The sequence below is a fragment of the Clostridium sartagoforme genome, from assembly GCF_039521405.1.
GTDB lineage: Bacteria > Bacillota > Clostridia > Clostridiales > Clostridiaceae > Clostridium > Clostridium sartagoforme.
On the sequence record NZ_BAAACH010000032.1, the window covers coordinates 24016 to 46085 of the forward strand.

The window sequence follows — 22070 nt, forward strand, 5'->3', positions numbered from 1 at the left end:
ATTATAAATACAGCGGAGGGATAGATAATGAGAAGTAGTAATATAATCACAATAACTGGAGCAGGAAGTGCTAGAACTCCAGCCTTGGTAGGAAGCTTAGTAAAATTAAAGGATAGATTTCCATTAAAGAAAATCATCTTTTATGATATAGATAATGAAAGAACGTCTAAAATGGAAGACTATATTAGATTAGTATTAAAAGCTTATTGCAGTGAAACAGAAGTTATTTTCACAACTGATCCAGATGTAGCATATGAAAAAACAGATTTTGTATTTTGTCAAATGCGTGTTGGGAAAAACGAAATGAGAAGTTTTGATGAAAAAATTCCATTAAAATATGGACTAGTAGGACAAGAAACTTGTGGACCAGGAGGATTTGCTTATGGAATGAGATCTCTTGGCGCAATGGTAGAAATGGTTAACCAAGTTCGTAAACATTCAAAGGATACATGGATACTAAATTATACAAATCCTGCTGCAATAGTTGCATTAGGGCTTGATAAAGTATTTCCAGATGATAAAAGAATTTTAAATTTGTGTGATCAACCATATTCTCTTATGAGATCTTATTCAAAAATATTAGGAGTTGAGCAAAAAAATTTAAGAGCTACTTATTTTGGACTAAATCATTTTGGATGGTTTACAGAGCTTAAAGATACAGAGGGAAAAGACTATTTTGATGAATTAAGAACATATTTAAGGGATTATGATTTTAAGCCTTATAATGCAGAGCAGCGTTCTAAATCTTGGCTTGATACGTACTTAAGAGTAAATAAATATATGAACTTCTTTGATGAATATATTCCAACAACATATCTTCAATATTATTTCTTTGCAGAAGAAATAGTAGCTGAAAGTGATCCTAATTACACAAGAGCAGATGAAGCAAAGGATTCAAGAGAAAAAGAAGTTTGGGATATATGCTCTAAGGCCACTAATACTGATTCAATTGAAGATATAGAAATAATTACAAATAGTGTATTTGGAGACTTGATGGTTGAACTTGCTGAATCAATAGCTTATGATCTTCATAATGAGTTTATTCTTATGAGTAGAAATAATGATATTATAACTAACTTTAGTAAAGATGCTATTGTTGAAGTTTCAGGAACTGTTGGAAAAGATGGAGCTAATCCTTATAAATATGGAGAAATTAAACCATTTTATAAAGGTTTAATGGAAGCGCAACATGCGTATGAACTTCTTACAGTTGAAGCTTTCTTAGAAAAAAATTATACTAAAGCATTACAAGCATTAACTTTAAATAGAACTATTGTAAATCCAGAAAAGGCAAAAGCTGTATTAGATGATTTAATGGAAAAAAATAAAGATTACTGGTATTTAACTTAAAAATAATTAAAGTCCTCTAAAATTTTAGAGGACTTTAATTATTTTATTTTATTAATTGATTAAAAATCATAATTCTATGTCAATACTGATAATAAGTAAAGATGTAGGAGGGGTTAAGTATGAAGTCTAATAAAAAATTATTAACTATAATATTTATAGTAATAATATTTTTATTAAGTGCTAAAATAAGTGCTTATGCAAATACATCAAATAATTTTGAATCTATGGGATTAAATAGTGAAAATTTTATTGAGTATATAAATAATTTAAGTATTGATAAAGAAGATATTGAAAATATAATTGATAAGGGAAAAGATTTAGCAGAAGATGTTAAAGATAAAACTAGTATAAAAGAGTTTTCTTTGGCTGAAATTCTGGGGATATACAAAGATGCAACTTATATAGCAAATAACTTAAATTTAAATATAGATTTTAGTTTTAAAGACGGCAATTTTATTCTTAAAGAAAAAGAAAATAATGATACAATTTTTGAGGGTAATATAAATGAATTAGGAAAATACTTCGATTTTTATAAAAATAATTTAGATTTACTGGCTAAAGAAGTTTTGGGTAGTATTGATAATAAAGAGATTATAGAAAATATTGAAGAAGTTGCTGAAGATGAACTTGGAATTTTAAAAGAAACTTCAAATAATAATGAAATAATAAGTAATAAAATTATAGATAATAAAGATACTTTAAATGATACAAAAAATGAATCAGAAAATAATAGTTTAACTGCATCTAAAGAAAAGATTGTTTTAGAAAATAATAAAAGAAAATCAGAAATAATATTTTCTATATTTATTTTATCAGGAGCATTTTTCACAATTGCAATTTCCTATATTAAATTAAAAAAATAACTTAAAACTATATAAGGGGGCAAAGTTTTGCCTTCTTTTTTAATTTTCAAATAAACACACATAAAATTCAATTAACAATTAACAATTATTTATATGGATTATTAATTAAAACATATATATAATAAAATAAAGAATTTACTTATTTATAATATAGTAAACTAGAGGTGGTTAAATGGATAACTATAATTTTATAAATGATTTATTTGAAAAAATAAATGAAGAAAATAATAAGATAATTCCAGCTAATATAATGTTAATTGGTAAAACAGGAGTAGGAAAGAGTACTCTAATAAATAATATATTTAGAGAAAATTTAGCTAAAACAGGAGTAGGACGACCAGTTACTGAACATCTTAAAAAGATAACTAAAGAAGGAGTCCCTTTAAATTTATATGATAGCAGAGGCTTAGAATTAGATAAACAGATTCAAGATAAAGTAAGAAATGATATTGATAATGAAATAGATAGAATACATAGAAATAAGGATATTAACTCCGAAGATTTAATACATGTTGTTTGGTATTGTATTAATTCGGCCTCAAATAGAATAGAAAGTTTTGAAATTGAATGGATAAAAAACTTATCACAAAAGGTACCCGTTATTATTGTATTAACTCAAAGTTTTACTGATAGTTCTACAGAACTTGAAAAGTATATAGATAATATGAACTTAAATATTAGAGGAATTCAAAGAATTCTTGCAGAGCCAATAAAATTTGGAAACATAGAAATACCAAGATTTGGACTTAGTGAACTAGTAGAAAAAACTTATCAAATTTTACCACAAGGAATAAGAAGGGCTTTTAACAATGCCCAGAAGGTAGATTTAAAAAGAAAAGTAGATGCTGCTACCAAATGGGCTTTAGGGTATATTGGAACCTCCTTTGGGGTTGGTTTCTCGCCTATTCCTTTTTCAGATTCAGCAATTCTTATACCCGCTCAAGTAGGAATGCTTGCACATATTACAACTATTTTTGGTATTAAAGTAGATAAAGATTTATTAATAGCAATAGCTTCAGGTGTAGGAGGTATTGCAGGAGCAACTGTAGCAGGAAAAACAATAGTTAGTAATCTTTTGAAATTCATACCAGTTGCAGGTACTATTATTGGAGGTGCAATAAGTGGTACAACAGCTAGTGCATTAACAACGGCCTTAGCTTTTTCTTATATTGAGGTAATGAAGAGAGTAGCTTCTAATCAATATGAAGGTAAAACAACTGAAGGTGAAGAAATATCACAAATGATGTATGAAGAATTAAAAAAGCATTTTAATAAAAATTAATTAAAATGCTTTTTGACCTAAATAATATATTAATGCAAGAGCAATAGACATAAATAATAATACTGTAAGTTTTTTTAAATTTAATTCATGACTTACAATCATTAAGAATATTTCAAATATACAGACTAAGATAATTCCTATTAAGGATAATTCTAATGCTAAAATAAAAAATATGAAATAATAACCTATAAATTTAAAAAAAGAAGCAAAGACTAGTACAAAAATACTAATTAAAACAAGTATAACTAGTGGAGATAATTTATACTTTAGTGACTTTTTATTTTTAAAAGTCCAAAACTCATAGATTAAAAATAATATTAATAAAATAAATCTTAAAGTATTAGATAAGTTATACAATACTAGTTCCTCCAATAGATTTATAGAAATTTTACTATGAATATTATTATAGTTTATACAATAAAAAGCTTTTTAATATTCATATTAGCCCAAAATATTAAAAATAAGGCTATAGCTGTAAATATTATAGCATATCCATAATTTTGTATATTATTATTTAATAAGTTTTTAATAATAATTTTAATGATTGAAAATCCTAAAGAATTTTCAAAAATTATTTCTAATTCAATAGGGCTAAAACTAAATTTTTTTAAATATGAGATAATAATCTCTTTAAACTGGTTAACTTCTAATAATAAGTTTCTATTTATCTTATTAAGAAATTCATCATATAAAAATGGTATATACAATATATTTACAAGGTAAATATAAGTTATTTTTTTAGTTAAAATTAAGGTGATAATGTTCAAAATTAATAAAATATAAATTTTTTTCATAAAAATTCTCCATAAAGTTAGATATATTTTATTGGTAAATAATACATATTATATCATATCAATATTTAACTAGGTAGTATGAAATTTAATAAAATATAAATTTCAATTAATAAAAAATTGTATACAATTTTTAACTGTAAAGAGAAAAAAGGGGTGTACTCACCCCTGATAAATCTTATTTATTAGTTATTTTAAAGTAATTTCCTTCAATAATAAAGTCTGCTATTTTAAATGTATCTTTTAAATGCTTTTCTTCATTTGCATCTTTTGGAGTTCCAATAATATCTCCATTATTTAGTATTGTTGTATTTCTATTTGTATTAACTAATACTCTTCCCATAGATGTATTATCAAATTCATCTCTCTTAACACCTAAAAGATAAGATATTGTTGGTAAGAAATCCACTTGTCCCCCAGCATTAGATATAGTAGAAGCTTTTAAATCTTTATTATAAATTATATATGGTATTTTCTTGTGATTTTCTTGCCACCAATCTTCATTTAATGGTGCATCTTTAATTTCTTCTTCGTAAAATTTATGAACGCCACAATGATCACCATAAATCATTAATACAGTATTATCTAATTGACCATTTTTGTCTAGTTCTTCTATAAACAATCTTATTGCTTCATCTGTATATCTTACACTTTGAAAGTAAGCACCTAACATATTTTCATCTAATTCTTTAGGAATATCTAGTAATTTCTTTTCTTCAGGTATTTCAAAAGGTCCATGGCTTGTTAATGTTACTACAAAAGCATAAAAAGGATCTTGCTCTAATTTTAGTTTATCAGCTACTTGCTTTAAGTAAGATTCATCAGATAATCCAAGACCAATAATTTCATCTACATTAAATTTATTTATATCCCATAATTTATCAACTCCAAAGGATTTATGGGGTTCTGCCCAGTTCCAGCTTCCAGGTAGTTCCGCATGAGTTGAAATTGTAGTATATCCCTTATTCTTTAATATATTTTGCATACTATTATATGAAGTCCAAGGATATGCTGGAAATGTGCTAGTTTCTCTTATAGGAAAAATAGAAGTATTCACCATTAAATCTGCATCTGAACTAGTTCCTGAGTTATTTTGTTCATAAATATTATCAAAGTATAGACTATTTGAAAGTAATTTATTTAATGTAGGGGTTATTTCTTGTCCATAAATATTTTTATTTATTACAAAGTTTTCTAATGATTCAACTTGTATTGCAACCAAATTTTTGCCTTTAAGTATTCCAAAGTATTCGTTGTCTGAAATATCTTCTTTATTATTACTAATCCATTCTTTTACATCATTAATATCGGAATCTGATAGTTTTTCATTTCTTCCAGTAAAATAAACTAAATCAAATCCATGATAACCTAAAGGACTCATATCGCTAAATGTTTGGAAAGGTGCCCATGACAGTCTAAATAATGATTTTCCCTGAACGGTACCTTTTATATCTATTTTATAATGTGATATAAAAATAAAAGCTCCACTTAATAAAAATACTGTAACTGCCTTTATAATTCTTAAAGATAATTTAGAATTGTCTTTATAATTTATTAATTTACCAAATTTAAATAGTATAAAGAATATTATAAAATCTACAAAAAATAATAAATCTACGATTTTAAAGTTCAATAAACTCTTATTTGTTGGATTAAAAATTTCAGTATGAAGTAAATGTCGTATTGATAAAAATGTTCCATTATTTCTGTAATACCATATATCAGCAACAAATAAAATGGTAATAATTAAATCAATTATTAAAGCTGCTTTAATTTTTCCTTTATACTTAAATAAGTATAAAATACTTAATATTAAGGTAATTATAAGTAAATGTGCATAAAGAGCCGGAACTCCAAAATACATAGTTGAAAGACTTATTCTAGATGAATTAGTGCTTCTAAGCATTGATAATAATAGCATTGATTTTAATTGTATTATTACAACCATAAGTAAGAATAACCAATTATTTAATACTCTCTTTTTAAAAAATTCTTTCATATGCTAACCTCCGAAATATATAGTTCTCATTCAATTAATTTTATCTTAAATAAATAATTATGGCTATATAAATAAATGTTTGTAAAAGAAAAATAATATTTATATTTAATTTATGGAAATTTAGTATTTATATTATTAGATGAATAACTTTAAATATAAGTGGAATTTTAATATTATTAGTAAAAAATTATAATTTCCATTTAAACATTATAATACACTAAAAATCAGATACTACATTTAATAAAACTTTAGTGGAATTTGTAGAAAAATATGCTAGAATATACAATGGGCTTTATAAACAATATATTAATATATTTTATTTAGGAGGAGTTATTATGTCAGGAAAAAATAAACTTTCTCATGAAGCTTATGGTGGAGTAAACGGGGAAAAATATACACCTTACGTTTCTGTTAAAGATGCCTTACCAGAATTAACTATTATGTCTATATTAGTTGGATGTATATTTGCAGCTATATTTGCAGCAGCAAATGTATATTTAGCTTTAAAAGTAGGGATGACTATTGCAGCTATTATACCTACTTCAATTCTAGGAACGGCATTATTATATGCTTTAGGTAGAAAAAGCATTTTAGAATCAAACATGGTTGCAGGAATAGCAGGTATTGGGGAATCTTTAGCTGGTGGAATAGTTTTTACACTACCGGCTGTAGTAATATGGAATGAAAAACTTTCACTTTTGCAAATAGTTACTATTACAATATTAGGAGGAATATTAGGTGTTTTATTTGTTATTCCTCTAAGAAAATATTTAATGGTTGAAGAACACGGAAAATTATCATTCCCAGAAAGTATGGCCGCATCTGAGGTACTTGTAAATTCAAGTGCAGGTGGTAGTGGACTTAAAAGCGTTATGACAGGTTTAACTGGTGGTGGAATATTTAAGTTTTTATCAGGTGGTTTGTTATTATGGTCAGAAAGTCCTACTTGGATGATAAATTTATCTCAAAATGGCAAATCAATATTTCAAAGTATGTTTGGGGTTGATGCATTAGCGTCACTTTTAGGAGTTGGATTTATAGTTGGAATAGAAGCTGCGCTATATATGTTTGCAGGTGGAGCTATAGCATATTATGGGCTTATACCATTAATAAAATTTTTCGGAGAAGGAGCAGCTACTGCTGTTTTCCCAGCAACTATTCCAATAGCTGAAATGACTGCAAGCGCTATTAGAGGTGAATATATAAGATATATAGGAGCAGGGGCTGTTGCAGCGGGAGGATTTATAAGCCTTGGGAAATCAATTCCTGTAATAATTAGATCAATGAAGGCTGCTTTTTCAGGAATGAAATCAGCGGGTGAAGAAGTAAAGAGAACTGATAAGGATTTACCAATGACTTGGGTTATTGGAGGAGCTGTTTTAGTATTTTTATTAACTTGGTTACTACCAATTACTAAGATACATCCAGTTGGAGCCTTACTATCAGTATTATTTTCATTTTTATTTGCTGTAGTATCTGCTAGAATATGTGGACTTATAGGAGCATCCAATAATCCTGTATCTGGTATGACAATAGCTACCTTATTATTTATAACATCAATATTAAAAGCGGTAGGTGTAGTTGGTAATAAAGGAATGATAATGGCTTTACTTGCTGGTGCTATAGCTTGTGTTGCAACTGCTGTAGCTGGAGGAACTTCTCAAGCCCTAAAAACTACATTTATTTTGGGTGGAACTCCTAAAAATATTGAAATTGGACTAATACTTGGATTAATAGCTTCAGCAGTTGCTGGTGGAGCTGCTATGTTATTATTAATCAATATCTACGGGATAGGTGGAGAAACTGGTCTGGCTGCACCACAAGCAACTCTTATGTCAATGGTAGTTAAAGGTGTTATGGATGCTCAATTACCTTGGACATTAGTATTAGTAGGAGCTGCTTTAGGTATTGCCATTGAGTTATTAGGTTTACCTGTATTACCTGTTGCATTAGGAATATATTTACCAATAAACTTAAGTGTTGGTATTTTAGCTGGTGGTATAGTTAGAGTTGTAATAGATAAGAAATTTAAACATAATGATAATCTAAGAAAAGATAAAGTTGAAAAAGGTATATTAATTTCATCAGGGTTAGTTGCTGGAGATGCACTAGTTGGTATTTTAGTCGCTGGATTAACAGCAGGTGGTGTTGCAGAAGCTGTTGGTATAGGACCTAGATTATTACCTACTATAGCTGAAAGTAAAGAATTTGCTTTAGTTATGTTCTTAATATTAACTTATTTGTTATATAGATATATTCTAAGTGGCAAAAAAAAATGAAGCTAATTGAATGATGGTGAATTAACATGACTAAAAATAACAAACAAGAAAATTTTCTTCTATATATACCTGAAAAAAAGCATTCTACATTTGAAGAAAAGAGCAATAAGATTTATTTGGTTTTTCATCATGATAAATTAATAGAAAAACTTCTTCAAAAACTATTTAAAAAACCTGCTATTACAGATATAGAGCTAGATGAACTAGGTAGCGAAGTTTGGAGATTAATTGATGGTAAAAGAAATGTTCTTCAAATAATTGAAGAAATGAAGGAAAAGTTTGGAGAAAAGTGTGAACCGATTAATGAAAGATTAATCTTATTTATTAGATACTTAAATAGAAGAAATTGGATAAGATTTAAAGAAAATATTTAGTAAAAAGAGCTAGAAGAAAATTCTAGCTCTTTTTAAATTATTAATAATAACAATATAATAAAAAATAAATATACTATAGTATCAGTAATTAAATAGGAGTTTTATTATGGAAAATCCCTAAATTAACACCTTTAATGATATTTATATTTTGTTCCGCTATAAACGATAATTTAAACTATATTGATTATTTATATACTAGATATGGAAAAAAGTTAGATAACATAAATAACAACAAAAAGTTAATTAAAATAAATAAAAATATAAAAGAAGTTTTAAAAGATTTATTTAAATAAAATTTTAAAAGGTCTTAAGGATTATCTTACCTTAAGACCTTTTTTATAATTAGGTGCCTAATATACAAAATAAAATTTATCTAAAATAGCAATTTTGTTATATTTTTTGATGTTATAATACAAGAAATAGAGAAGGTTTTATTTTATAATGAACTTGTAGATATAAAAATACTATAGAAAAATATAACTATTAAGAATAGAGGGGATTTAATGTTTGGTAAATTATTAGGATATGAAGTAAATAATAAAGAAATCAAAATACAATATGAAAAAATTGAAGCTACTATAACAGTTATTAATGATGAAGTTATTAATTTTTTTGTTCCACTTCATAGAAAAGAAAGAAATTCAAAGGCAGTTGAAAATTTAAATTTAAGAAATTCTAATTTTTCAGTAGAAAAAAATGAAAACACTTTAAACATAGCAACAGAAAAGCTTAAGATTGTTATTAATGATGATTTTAAAATTGATATTTATGATAAAAATGAAAAGGTTTTATGTAGAGACTATAGAAGTATTAGACATCCTTTTAAAAGAAGAGGAAATGGTACTGAACTTGCAGCAGAAGAAGGACATGTTTTAAATGGTCATCAAAATTTTAAAGTTTATGTAGCAAAAACAATGGAAGATAATATGTATTTTTATGGACTAGGAGAAAGAACAGGTTCTTTAAATAAAAAAGGATATCATTATAGAAACTGGAATACAGATGATCCAAGTCCTCATGGTGAAACATTTGAACAATTATATAAATCAATACCATTTTTAATATCAATAAAAGATGAAGAGGCATTTGGAATATTTTTTGATAATCATTTTGAAAGTCATTTTGATATGGGAAAAGAAAATTCAGAATATTATTATTTTAGTGCTGTTGGAGGCAATTTAGATTATTACTTCATATATGGTCCAGAAGTAAAAGATGTAGTAAATGAATATACAAATCTTACTGGAAAAACACCTCTTCCTCAATTATGGACACTAGGATATCAACAATGCAGATGGTCTTATGCTCCAAAAGAAAGAGTTATGGAAATAGCAAAATCATTTAGAGAAAGAGGAATTCCTTGTGATACATTATATTTAGATATAGATTATATGGATGATTTTAGAGTGTTTACTTGGGATAATAAAAAGTTTGAAAATCCAAGGGAATTTACTGATGAACTTAAGAATATGGGATTTAAGCTTGTTACAATTATAGATCCTGGTGTTAAAATAGATAAAGAATATAGTATATACGCTGAAGGAATTAAAAATGACTACTTTGCAAAGGATAAAGATGGAATAGTATATAAAAATAGAGTTTGGCCAGGCGATTCAGTTTATCCAGATTTTATGAATCCTAAGGTAAGACAGTGGTGGGCAGAAAATCAAAAAATTATGATTGATTCAGGTGTCTCAGGAATATGGAATGATATGAATGAACCAGCAAGCTTTAATGGACCTTTGCCAGATGATGTTATGTTTAATGATAATGGGTTAGAGGTTACTCACAAAGAAATTCATAATATATATGGACATATGATGAGTAAAGCTACTTATGAAGGAATAAAAGAATATACTAATAAGAGACCTTTTGTAATTACAAGAGCATGTTATGCAGGTACTCAAAAATACTCAACTGTTTGGACTGGAGATAATCAAAGTACATGGGAACACTTAAGAATGTCAATTCCAATGCTTATGACTTTAGGTTTAAGTGGAGTTAGTTTTTGTGGAACAGATGTTGGAGGTTTTGGACACGATTGTACTGGTGAATTATTAAGCAGATGGGTACAAGTTGGAGCATTTACACCACTATTTAGAAATCACTCTGCAATGGGAACTAGGGATCAGGAACCTTGGACATTTGATAAGGAAACAGAAGAAATAAACAAAAAATATATTAAGTTACGTTATAAATTAATTCCATATTTATATGATTTAATGAAAGAGTGTGAAAATACTGGAGCACCAATTATCAGACCTCTTTTATTTAACTATCAAAATGACAAAAACACCTATGAAATAAATGATGAATTCCTTTGTGGAGATAGTATTTTAGTTTCACCTGTAGTTGAACAAGGTATGAAACAAAAGCTTGTATACTTACCAAAGGGAACTAAATGGATAGATTTTTGGACTGGTGAAAATCATAATGGAGGTCAATATATTATAAAAGAAGCTCCTTTAGATACTTGTCCTATATTTGTAAAAGAAGCATCAATTATTCCAATGAGCATAGAGCAAAATTACATTGGTGAAAAATCTAATGATGAATTGATTTTAAATATATATTTAAGTGAAAATGATAGTGAATTTAAATATGTACATTATAATGATGATGGAGAAAGCTTCAATTACAGAAATGGAATATATAATGAATATGAAATAACAATATCTAATAAAGAAAATATTGATATAAAATTCATAATAAATAAAAATGATTATATTAATAAATATTCTAAAGTTAAATTTATAATAAATAACTTAAAAACAAATAAAAATATAACCTTAAATGGTAAAAAAGTTAACTTAGAAAATAATGCTATAGAAATAAATCTTTAATATATAAATGCTAGTAGAACTAAAGATATCTACTAGCATTTATTATGATTTAAATAATTAATTATTTAATAAATTTTACTACCTCTTCAAAAGTTCTTCTTGTTTTAGGTGCAGGATTTTCATTTCTATATCCTAAAGCTAACATACATGATATATTAAAGTGATTTGTATCTAAAATATTTCTATCACTTAATAGCGTAGTAACAGCCTCTGCATTGTATCCACCTATAACACAAGAGTCGACTTTAAGTAATGCTGAGGTAGTTAACATTGTACCAAGTGCAATATATGTTTGTTCTCTTGAATAATGGTTTATTTCCTTTTCATTATTCTTAAATCTATTATCATTTACATCCTTTATCATCTTTAATAATAATTCGGAAACTTCTTTTGGTAAATGTTTATCTTCATTAAATAATTCATTTAAATATTCAGAATCTGCTTTTAAATCATTTGCATTTCTGTTTAGTAATATTACTAAATGGCTACAAGTTGGTATTTGTTTCTTTCCTCCAGGTGCAAAATTTGCTAGTTCATTTTTAAGTTCATCATTACTTATTACTAGGAACTCCCAAGGTTCTATTCCTATTGAGCTTGGAGATAATCTACCGCTTTCTAAAATTAATTTTAAATCTTCATCATTTATTTTTTTGTTTGAATCAAAAGATTTACAGGCATACCTATAATTTAAGGCCCTTAAAATTTCATCATTCTTCATATTAAAAACTCCCTTCGAAATTAAAACTATTCTATAGATATTATAATACAATAATTATAATATTTATCAAATCTAATATATGAAATTAATAAAAAACTTAAACATATTATTAGACTATATTTAATTGCTAAATGTTATTTATTAATTAAATTAAATATCTTATAAGTTTTTAACATAAAAATATAAATTATATTTTCATAAGTTATTGACATTAAAAATAAAAAGATATATTATATATTTAAATAGATTGAATACAATTCAATTTTAAACAATATATTTTAAGTGGAGGAATTAAGATGAATTTTTATGATTTTAATGCAAAAGATATTAATGGAAAAGAAATAAATATGAGTGATTATAAAGGAAAAGTTGTTTTAGTAGTTAATACTGCAAGTAAATGTGGATTTACACCTCAATATGCTGATTTAGAAATATTGCATAAGGAATATAAGGCTAGTGGTTTAGAAATATTAGGTTTTCCATGTAATCAATTCTTAGAACAAGAACCTGGTAGCAATACTGATGTTAAAACTTTTTGCGAATTAAATTATGGTGTAACATTTAAGTTGTTTGAAAAAATAAATGTAAAGGGAATTTCTGCACATCCTATATTTAAATTCTTATGCAGCCAAAAACCTTTTGAAGGATTTGATTTAAGTAAGCCAAATGGTAAATTACTAAATAGCATATTAAGTGAACAGTTTCCTGAGTCATTATTAGATGATTCTATAAAATGGAACTTTACAAAATTCTTAGTTGATAAAGAAGGTAATGTTGTTGGAAGATTTGAGTCAACTGTAGAACCTCTTGAAATGATAGATGATATAAAGAAATTACTATAATTAATTATTAGGAGGCTTTGTTATGAATTTTTATGATTATTCTGCAAAAAATATAGATGGAAAAGAAATAGGTATGGATGCTTTTAAAGATAAGGTAGTTATTGTTGTAAATACAGCAAGTAAATGTGGACTAACCCCTCAATTAAAAGAGTTAGAGGAACTTTATAAAGAATATAAGGATTCAGGTCTAGAAATTTTAGGATTTCCTTGTAACCAATTTTTAAGTCAAGATCCAGGAGAAAATAATGAAATAAAAAATTTCTGCCAACTTAACTATGGGGTAACCTTTAATATGTTTGAAAAAATAGATGTCAATGGAAATAAGGCTCATCCTATATATAAATACTTAAAGGAACAAGAAAAAGGAATTCTAACTAATGAAGTAAAATGGAATTTCACAAAATTTTTAATTGATAGAGATGGACATGTGGTAAAAAGATATTCTCCAACAACAACTCCTTTAAAACTTAAGGCTGATATTGAAAATCTTTTGAGTAAATAGACTACATCTATATATTAAAGGTTGACATAAAATACTCAACAAGGTAAGATAATTTTAAATATTAACTTTTATGTAGGTGAATTATATGACAAATTACAATCATCTAAAATTAGATAATCAAATATGTTTTTCTTTATATGCAGCATCAAGAGAAATAATAAAATTATATAAGCCATTACTAGATGAATTTAATCTTACGTACACACAATATATAGCAATGCTGGTATTGTGGGAAGAAAAAAAATCTACTGTAAAACATCTTGGTAATAGGCTACACTTAGACTCTGGAACCCTAACTCCGCTATTAAAAAAACTTGAAGGAATGGATCTTATAAAAAGATACAGAGACGAAAAAGATGATAGGGTAGTAATAGCTGAATTAACGGAAAAGGGTGAGGAACTTCAAAAAAAAGCTCAAGATGTTCCAAGCAAAATGATGTGTAATATGAATATTTCAATGGAAAAAGCTATTGAATTAAAAAGAAATTTAGATGAGTTATTAAAAACTTTGAAATAATGTAAAAAGAGTGTTTTATTAAACACTCTTTTTACATTTCTATATTAATAGTATAGTACTAATTAGAAATTTTACTTTACAAAATATTATATACAAATAATTATCAATTGAAAAATATAGTGTTGTAAAATATAAAAAAAACTATATAATAATCTTTAAATGGCATAATAGTCATTTATTAAAAAGTGGAGTGATTTTATATGGAAGAAAGATTACAAAAATATATGGCAAGATGTGGAATTGCATCTAGAAGAAAATGTGAACAAATAATATTAGAAGGTAAAGTTAAAGTAAATGATAAAATTGTAAATGAGTTAGGTGTTAAAATAAATCCTGAAAATGACGAAGTATTTTATAATGGAAAGAGGATTCTTCCGGAAGAAAATAAATTATATATAATGTTAAATAAACCAGAGGGTTACATAACTTCTGTAAAGGATGAGAAGGGCAGAAAAACCATATTAGATATAATAAAGGTTAATGAAAGAATATATCCCATTGGAAGACTTGATTATGATAGTTCAGGGTTACTTTTGTTAACTAATGATGGAGATATATATAATAAAATAATACATCCAAGAGTTGAAGTTGATAAAAAATATATAGCCTTATGTAAGGGAATATTTTCATCAGAGGAAATAAGAAAATTTGAAAGTGGAATAGATATTGGAGGATATATTACTTCTGACGCTAAGATAAAAGTTATAAGTAAAGAAAAAGATATTAAAACAAATAATAGTAATTCTTTAGTTGAAATTACCATACATGAAGGTAAAAATAGACAAATAAGGAGAATGTGTTCTGCTTTAGGTCATGATGTAATTACATTAAAAAGAATTGCTATAGGCAATATAAAACTTGGATACTTAAAAAGAGGCGAGTGGAGAAGTCTGACTGAAGAAGAGCTCAAGTATATAAATTCATTATAGAATAGAAGTTTAAGTCGAGGTGTAATTGTGTATAAGTATGTAGGAAATATAAGTGACTTATCTCATCATATAATAGAAAGTTTTATTACTAATAAAAGAATTGCTATAGATGCAACTCTAGGTAATGGTCATGATACTGACTTTTTATCTAATATATTTCAATATGTTTATTCTTTTGATATTCAAAAACAGGCATGTGATAAATATATTGAAAAAAATATTACTAATGTAGAAGTAATAAATGATTCTCACCATTTATTTCATAAATATATTCATGAAAATGTAGATTGTATAATTTATAATTTAGGGTTTCTACCTGGGGGCGATAAAAATATAACTACCATGCATGAAACCTCTTTAGAAAGTATAAAGAAGGGACTTTCTATTTTGAATAGTAGTGGGTTTATGATTATATGCATATATAGAGGTCATTATGAAGGCAAAATTGAAGAATCTTGCATTTTGGAGTATTTAAAAACTTTGCCTAAGAATAAGTTTGGAGTTATGATTCAATCGTATTTAAACCGAGAAAATATCTCGCCTATCATGGTTATTATTGAGAAAAAATGAAATTGACAACTTCATATATTTAGTCAAGTTTTTATAATGAAAATATAATAAAATGAAATGATTATTGATGAATCATTCAAAAAGTGTTAATATATAATTACTAAGTTGTTAAATTCAAGGAAAAGAAGGGATAAGGATGGATATTAACCTTAATGATAACTCAAAGGATTTAATGAGATTAATACAGGCTAGATTTTCAAGATTAAGTAAAGGTCAAAAATTGATTGCTGAATATATTTTAAAAAACTATGATAAAGCTGCTTTTATGACTGCAGCTAAATTAGGTATTTCTGTTGGAGTTTCAGAATCAACAGTTGTTAGATTTGCTAATGAATTAGGATTCTCTGGATATCCTAAGCTTCAAAAAGCTTTACAAGAATTAATAAAAAATAAACTTACAACAGTTCAACGTTTAGAATTATCTAATGATTACATAAGTGAGGGATATGCCCTTAAAGGTGTTCTTAAAGCAGATATAGAAAATATAAGATCAACCTTGGAGAAAATAAATTATAACACATTTGAAGATGTTATTAATAAAATATTTGAAGCTAAGAGGATATATATTATAGGCCTTAGAAGTTCAACTGCTTTAGCTGAATTTTTAGGATTTTATTTGAATATTATTTTACAAAACGTAAAGACTGTTGGATATGGAATATCTGATATTTTTGAACAAATGATAAATGTAGGAGAGGGAGATCTTGTAATAGGAATAGGATTTCCAAGATATGCTTCAAGAACAATTGATGCATTAGCTTTTGCTCAAGATAGGGGAGCTGAGGTAGTAGCAATTACTGATAGTTTATTATCTCCTTTAGCATCTAAAGCAGATTATTCATTGATAGCTCAAAGTAATATGGCATCTTTTGTGGATTCTCTTGTTGCACCTTTATCTGTTATTAATGCACTAATAATTGCTGTAGGTATGAGAGAAAAACAAAGTATAACAGATACATTTAACAACCTTGAGTCAATCTGGAAAGATTATAATGTATATTCTTATAATAATAGGAATGTAGGCGAAGATTAATAAATACAAAAAAGTGCTAAGTTATATTAATTAATATAACTTAGCACTTTTTATGTTTTTGTTATGTTGAATTAAAAGTTTTAAAATGATATATTTATTAGGATAATATATGCACAACAGGAGGATTACAATGAAAAAAGTAATAGTTATAGGAGCTGGTCCAGCAGGAATGATGGCAGCTATAACAGCATCTAAAAGTAATAATAATGTCATACTCTTAGAAGGAAATGAAAAATTAGGTAAAAAATTATTCATAACAGGAAAAGGCAGATGTAATGTTACAAATGCTAAGGACATATCCGAGTTTTTTGAATATATACCTGGAAATCCTCATTTTTTATATAGTGCATTATATACATATACTAATGAAGATGTAATAAATTTTTTTGAATCTCAAGGTATAAAATTAAAAACTGAACGTGGGGGGCGTATATTTCCATTATCAGATAAATCTTCTGATATAATTAAAGGATTATCAAGTGAATTAATAAAGAATAATGTTGATATAAAGCTAAACAGCAGGGTGACAAATATAAAATTTTTGAACAATAAAATTCAAGCTGTAGAAATAAATAATAATCATTTTATAAATGGTGATTACTTTATTATAGCTACAGGAGGGGTTTCCTACCCATTGACAGGTTCAAGAGGAGATGGTTTAAAATTTTCTGAAAAATTAGGTCATAATATAGTAGATTTAAAACCATCGTTAGTTCCTATAGAACTTAAAAATGAATGGATACGAGATTTAGCAGGATTAACATTAAAAAATATAGAAATATCTTTATTTAATAAAGCATCTAAAAAACCATTATATAAAGAACAAGGAGAGTTGTTATTTACTAGTTACGGTATATCGGGTCCTCTTGCTCTTAAGGCATCCAGATATATATTAAAGGATGATAATTATACTATATCATTGAATTTAAAGCCTGCTTTATCAATAGAAGATCTTGATTCAAGAATTCAAAAGGATTTTAAAAAATTTATTAATAAAGATTTTAGAAATTCGTTAGATGAATTACTTCCTAAAAAGCTTATACCAGTTATAATTAAACTTTCTAATATATCTGAAAATAAGAAGGTAAATGAAATAACAAAGGAAGAAAGAAAGACTTTAGTAAATTTAATAAGTGGGATTATTCTTAAAATAAAAGGTCTTAGACCTATAGAAGAAGCAATAGTAACTTCAGGAGGGGTAAATACATTAGAAATAGATCCCTCAACTATGAAGTCTAAATTAGTTAACAATTTATCTTTTGCTGGAGAAATTATAGATGTAGATGCTTTTACAGGTGGATACAATGTTCAAATTGCATTATCTACAGGATTTTTAGCTGGAAGTAACATATAAAATTACTTGTTAAACTCAAATAATAATAATATAATTTATATGAAATTGTTTTTCTAGAATGAAAGGTGGAATATTATTTTGAGAATATCAGTTGCTATAGATGGACCAGCTGGAGCTGGTAAAAGTACTATTGCTAAGTTAGTTGCCAAAGAATTTGATTTAATGTATATAAATACAGGAGCAATGTACAGGGCTGTCGCTTTAGTTGCAAGGGATAATAATATAGACGATACAAATATTGAAGGTTTATGTAGTTTAATAGACACTCTTGATATGAGATTTGAAAATGACGATTTAATATTAAATGATGTGAATATTCAAGAACAAATTACTATGCCAGAAATAAGTGCTATTGTATCTAAATATGCATCAATCCAAGAAGTAAGAACTAAACTTGTCAAATTACAAAGAGATATGTCAAGTAAATTTGATGTTATAATGGATGGGCGTGATATAGGTACAGTTGTGTTAAAAGATTCTAAATTCAAGTTTTTTTTAACAGCAACTCCAGAAGCTAGAGCTGAAAGAAGATATAAAGAATTAAATAACAGGGGATTAGATGTTAATTACTCAACGATATTAGAAGATATAATAAAAAGAGATTATACAGATAGTAATAGACAAATAGATCCATTAAGAAAAGCAGATGATGCCATTGAAATAGATACAACAGGCTTATCCATTTCAGAGGTAACAGAAAAAATATGCTTAAATATAAAAAGTAATATTTAATTATTGTATTAAAAATATAATATGTAATTTAAACTTAGGAGAGTTAATATGAATAAAGTTTTATTAGCTGAAAATGCAGGTTTTTGCTTTGGTGTTCAAAGAGCTGTAGAAGAAGCACTTAAAATAAAAAAACAATATAATAAAAAAATCTATACTTTAGGTCCATTAATACATAATAATGATGTTGTAAAGTATTTAGAAAAAAATGATATATATGCAATTAATCTTGATGAAATCAATCAATTAGAAAAAGATGATGTTATAGTAATAAGGTCTCATGGAGTTTCAAAAGAAGTATTAAATACTTTAGAAGAAAAAGGCCTTACAGTAGTAAATGCAACATGTCCGTATGTGACTAATATTCATAAGAAGGTTAATAAATATTCAGATTTAGGATATAATATTGTTATATTAGGGGATGACAAGCATCCAGAAGTTATAGGAATAAATGGATGGTGTAATAATAGTGCTATAATAACAACAGATGGTAATTTTGAAGAAAAGTTACCTAATAAAATATGTGTTGTATCTCAAACTACTGAAAAAGAAGAAACTTGGAAAAATACTTTAAGCAATTTATCTTCAAATTCAAAAGAACTTTTAGCATTTAATACTATTTGTTCTGCAACAGAAGTAAGACAAAAAAGTGCTAATGAATTATCAAAGACTGTCGATACTATGATTGTAGTTGGAGGAAAAAATAGTTCTAATACAACTAAGCTTTACCAAATTGCTAAATCAAATTGTCAGAATACAATTCATATAGAAAATGCTAAAGAAATTACTAAAGAATTTATAGAAGAAAATAAAGAAAAAGTTGTTGGGGTTACTGCTGGAGCATCTACTCCTGACTGGATAATAAAAGAAGTAATTGATATTATGGAGGGAAAGATTAATATGGAAGATCAATTAAAGCTGATGGAAGAAATGGATAGAAGATTTAGAATTGGAGATGAAATCAAAGGTGAAGTTTTATCTATTGGAAGAGAAGAAGTCGTTATATCTTTAGTTGGATATAAATCAGATGGAGTTATTCCGTTTAAGGAATTAACTACAGAAGAAAACTTAGCTTCATATCTTGATTCAATAAAAATAGGTGATGAAATAACAGCTAAAGTTATAAAGTTAAAAAATGAAGATGGAAACGTAGTTCTTTCAAGATTAGAATATGAAAAGAAAAAGACACTACAAGAACTTCAAGAGTTATTTGATAATAAAGAAACTTTTTCTGTTAAAATAAAAGAATCTAAGGAAAAAGGACTGGTAGCTAATTACAAAGGTATCAGAGTATTTATACCTGCTTCACAAGTAGATATAAGATTTGCAAATGATAGAAGTAATTTAGTAGGAAAAGAACTAGAAGTTAGATTAATAGATTTTTCAATTGAAGGAAATTTAAGAATAATTGCGTCTAGAAGAGTAATATTAGAAGAAGAGAAAAAGGTAATAGAAGATGCAGCTTGGGAAAATATAAGTGTTGGTGATGTAGTTAAGGCAGAAATAAAGAGATTTACTAACTTTGGTGCTTTTGCTGATGTAAATGGTGTTGATGGATTAATACATTTATCTCAAATTTCATGGAATCATGTAAAGTCAGCTGAAAGTGCATTAAAGAAAGGGCAAATAGTTGATGTTAAGGTAATTGAAGCTGATAGAGAAAATAATAGACTTTCTCTTAGTATGAAAGCATTAACTCCAGAACCATGGAGTAACATTGAAGAAAAATACCCAGAAGGTTCTGCTGTCTTAGGTAAGGTTGTAAGAATAAGCGATTTTGGTGCTTTTGTTGAACTAGAACCAGGCGTAGATGGATTAGTTCATATTTCTAAAATAGTTCACCAAAGAATAAATAATCCAGGTGAAGTTTTAAAAATTGGTGATGAAGTAAAAGCAATAATTCTTTCAGTAGATTCTGAAAATAAAAAAATTGCTCTTAGCATAAAAGATGCTGAATAAGTAATATATATATTAGGGCACACATATAAATTATATGTGTGTCCTTTTAATACGTATATCTCTTAATAAGGATATTTTACTAAAAAAAATATTAACTTTTCTCTTATGGTATTGTAGCAAAGTGTGTTATTAATTATGCTATTATATCTTGACCTAAATATTATTAAGGAAGTATACTAATTTATATAGAGAATAAAGGGGTTTATAAATAATGTTAGAAAAATTGACATTAAATAACATGGAGTCATTTAAAGAATTATATTCTAAAAGCTTAAAGAAGCTAAACTATGATAAGGATTTTTTTAAATGCTATGATAATCAAAACTTTTTAATTAAGTTTTTGTATAGAAAATTTATGAGAATAATAAAATTAGATAATACTTCTATAGGCTATATATGGTATGAAACACCAATGGATAACTTTATTAAGGTTTGGGCTTTATATATAGACAGTAAATATATAAACTTAATTAAAGAAAATATACTATCTTCTTTTAATAGTAATATTTTATCTTATGAAGCTGTTGATACTGTAGAGAATAATATTATTTTAGATAAGTTAGGTTTTAAAAAGCAAAGATATACTTTACTTATGAAAATGAATATAGAAAATTATAATAATAATGAAAGAATTTATGATATATATAATAAAATTATAAATAATTATTATTTTAAGAATCATTTTAATTCATCCACAGTATTTTCTACAAGAAAATTAATAATAGGTAAGGACGAAGAATTAAGATGTAATATTCAAAATGATATTTTTGGTGAATGGAATAGACGACCTCTTACTATAGATGATATATATAGTGACATGACTCAAGATTATTTTCTAAAAGATTTGTGTATATTTGGAATGATTAATAACTTGTATATTGGGTATGGTCAAATAATATTTAATAGAGATATGTACACAATAGTTAACTTCGGAATAATAGAGGATTTCCGAGGCATTGGACTAGGAAAATTACTCTTGAATGATATAATACTTTATGCTAAAAAATCGGGAATAAAAGAATTAGCCATTAGAGTTGATAGTAACAATACTGCTGCAATCAATTTATATAAATGGATTGGATTTAAAGAAAGTTATAAGATTGTTGTATGGGAAAGACCATAAAAAATGTATATAT

Annotated in this window: 19 protein-coding genes; 16 read left to right on the forward strand and 3 right to left on the reverse strand. The window is 26.4% G+C overall.

Annotated elements, in window-relative coordinates; translation table 11 throughout:
- The first annotated feature begins 27 nt into the window (after positions 1 to 27).
- The 3 genes from ABDZ60_RS12280 to ABDZ60_RS12290 all read left to right on the forward strand — a co-directional run bounded on the left by ABDZ60_RS12280 (position 28) and on the right by ABDZ60_RS12290 (position 3495).
- Positions 28 to 1350 (forward strand): family 4 glycosyl hydrolase, encoded by a 1323-nt coding sequence (locus ABDZ60_RS12280; protein ID WP_172655019.1) that lies wholly within the window; start codon positions 28 to 30, stop codon positions 1348 to 1350.
- Positions 1351 to 1469: 119 nt separating this feature from the next.
- Complete coding sequence (locus ABDZ60_RS12285) at positions 1470 to 2213, forward strand: hypothetical protein (RefSeq protein ID WP_047001393.1); 744 nt, start codon at positions 1470 to 1472, stop codon at positions 2211 to 2213.
- A 172-nt stretch (positions 2214 to 2385) separates the two neighbouring features.
- Positions 2386 to 3495: a YcjF family protein gene (locus ABDZ60_RS12290; protein ID WP_343778423.1), complete on the forward strand. Its 1110-nt coding sequence runs from the start codon at positions 2386 to 2388 to the stop codon at positions 3493 to 3495.
- Here ABDZ60_RS12290 and ABDZ60_RS12295 read toward each other — a convergent pair whose 3' ends face one another.
- Both ABDZ60_RS12295 and ABDZ60_RS12300 read right to left on the reverse strand, forming a co-directional pair.
- Positions 3496 to 3852 (reverse strand): hypothetical protein, encoded by a 357-nt coding sequence (locus ABDZ60_RS12295; RefSeq protein WP_047001391.1) that lies wholly within the window; start codon positions 3850 to 3852, stop codon positions 3496 to 3498.
- A gap of 612 nt (positions 3853 to 4464) precedes the next feature.
- A complete protein-coding gene (locus tag ABDZ60_RS12300) occupies positions 4465 to 6285 on the reverse strand; it encodes an LTA synthase family protein (protein WP_343778425.1) in 1821 nt (606 codons plus the stop codon).
- A 335-nt stretch (positions 6286 to 6620) separates the two neighbouring features.
- Here ABDZ60_RS12300 and ABDZ60_RS12305 point away from each other — a divergent pair, with 335 nt between their 5' ends.
- From ABDZ60_RS12305 to ABDZ60_RS12315, 3 genes are all read left to right on the forward strand, one after another.
- A complete protein-coding gene (locus ABDZ60_RS12305; protein WP_343778427.1) occupies positions 6621 to 8564 on the forward strand; it encodes an OPT family oligopeptide transporter in 1944 nt (647 codons plus the stop codon).
- A gap of 26 nt (positions 8565 to 8590) precedes the next feature.
- Complete coding sequence (locus ABDZ60_RS12310) at positions 8591 to 8938, forward strand: PqqD family protein (protein ID WP_016207659.1); 348 nt, start codon at positions 8591 to 8593, stop codon at positions 8936 to 8938.
- A 503-nt stretch (positions 8939 to 9441) separates the two neighbouring features.
- Positions 9442 to 11781, forward strand: a complete 2340-nt coding sequence (locus tag ABDZ60_RS12315) for a glycoside hydrolase family 31 protein (RefSeq protein ID WP_047001387.1) — start codon at positions 9442 to 9444, stop codon at positions 11779 to 11781.
- Between the two features lie 61 nt (positions 11782 to 11842).
- Here the strand turns inward: ABDZ60_RS12315 and ABDZ60_RS12320 are convergent, their stop codons facing one another.
- Positions 11843 to 12499 (reverse strand): NAD(P)H-dependent oxidoreductase, encoded by a 657-nt coding sequence (locus ABDZ60_RS12320; RefSeq protein ID WP_343778430.1) that lies wholly within the window; start codon positions 12497 to 12499, stop codon positions 11843 to 11845.
- 296 nt (positions 12500 to 12795) lie between these two features.
- Here ABDZ60_RS12320 and ABDZ60_RS12325 point away from each other — a divergent pair, with 296 nt between their 5' ends.
- The 10 genes from ABDZ60_RS12325 (at position 12796) to ABDZ60_RS12370 (ending at position 22057) form a co-directional block, all read left to right on the forward strand.
- Positions 12796 to 13341: a glutathione peroxidase gene (locus ABDZ60_RS12325; protein WP_047001385.1), complete on the forward strand. Its 546-nt coding sequence runs from the start codon at positions 12796 to 12798 to the stop codon at positions 13339 to 13341.
- 22 nt (positions 13342 to 13363) lie between these two features.
- Positions 13364 to 13843: a glutathione peroxidase gene (locus tag ABDZ60_RS12330; RefSeq protein WP_047001384.1), complete on the forward strand. Its 480-nt coding sequence runs from the start codon at positions 13364 to 13366 to the stop codon at positions 13841 to 13843.
- Between the two features lie 85 nt (positions 13844 to 13928).
- Positions 13929 to 14360, forward strand: coding sequence for a MarR family winged helix-turn-helix transcriptional regulator (locus tag ABDZ60_RS12335; protein ID WP_047001383.1), 432 nt, complete (start codon positions 13929 to 13931; stop codon positions 14358 to 14360).
- A 200-nt stretch (positions 14361 to 14560) separates the two neighbouring features.
- Positions 14561 to 15289 (forward strand): pseudouridine synthase, encoded by a 729-nt coding sequence (locus ABDZ60_RS12340; RefSeq protein ID WP_047001382.1) that lies wholly within the window; start codon positions 14561 to 14563, stop codon positions 15287 to 15289.
- A 27-nt stretch (positions 15290 to 15316) separates the two neighbouring features.
- On the forward strand, positions 15317 to 15859 hold the full coding sequence (gene mnmM, locus ABDZ60_RS12345; protein ID WP_047001381.1) for a tRNA 5-(aminomethyl)-2-thiouridylate-methyltransferase MnmM: 543 nt from the start codon (positions 15317 to 15319) through the stop codon (positions 15857 to 15859).
- A gap of 136 nt (positions 15860 to 15995) precedes the next feature.
- Positions 15996 to 16892 carry a MurR/RpiR family transcriptional regulator gene (locus ABDZ60_RS12350; protein WP_016207668.1) on the forward strand — a complete coding sequence of 299 codons (897 nt, stop codon included), beginning with the start codon at positions 15996 to 15998 and terminating at the stop codon, positions 16890 to 16892.
- A 130-nt stretch (positions 16893 to 17022) separates the two neighbouring features.
- Positions 17023 to 18246 carry a BaiN/RdsA family NAD(P)/FAD-dependent oxidoreductase gene (locus tag ABDZ60_RS12355; protein WP_343778434.1) on the forward strand — a complete coding sequence of 408 codons (1224 nt, stop codon included), beginning with the start codon at positions 17023 to 17025 and terminating at the stop codon, positions 18244 to 18246.
- 78 nt (positions 18247 to 18324) lie between these two features.
- Positions 18325 to 18978 (forward strand): (d)CMP kinase, encoded by a 654-nt coding sequence (gene cmk / locus ABDZ60_RS12360; protein WP_016207670.1) that lies wholly within the window; start codon positions 18325 to 18327, stop codon positions 18976 to 18978.
- Between the two features lie 48 nt (positions 18979 to 19026).
- Entirely contained in the window at positions 19027 to 20934 is a 1908-nt protein-coding gene (locus tag ABDZ60_RS12365; protein WP_016207671.1) for a bifunctional 4-hydroxy-3-methylbut-2-enyl diphosphate reductase/30S ribosomal protein S1, read from the forward strand.
- A 211-nt stretch (positions 20935 to 21145) separates the two neighbouring features.
- On the forward strand, positions 21146 to 22057 hold the full coding sequence (locus ABDZ60_RS12370) for a GNAT family N-acetyltransferase (protein ID WP_343778436.1): 912 nt from the start codon (positions 21146 to 21148) through the stop codon (positions 22055 to 22057).
- Positions 22058 to 22070 lie beyond the last annotated feature (13 nt).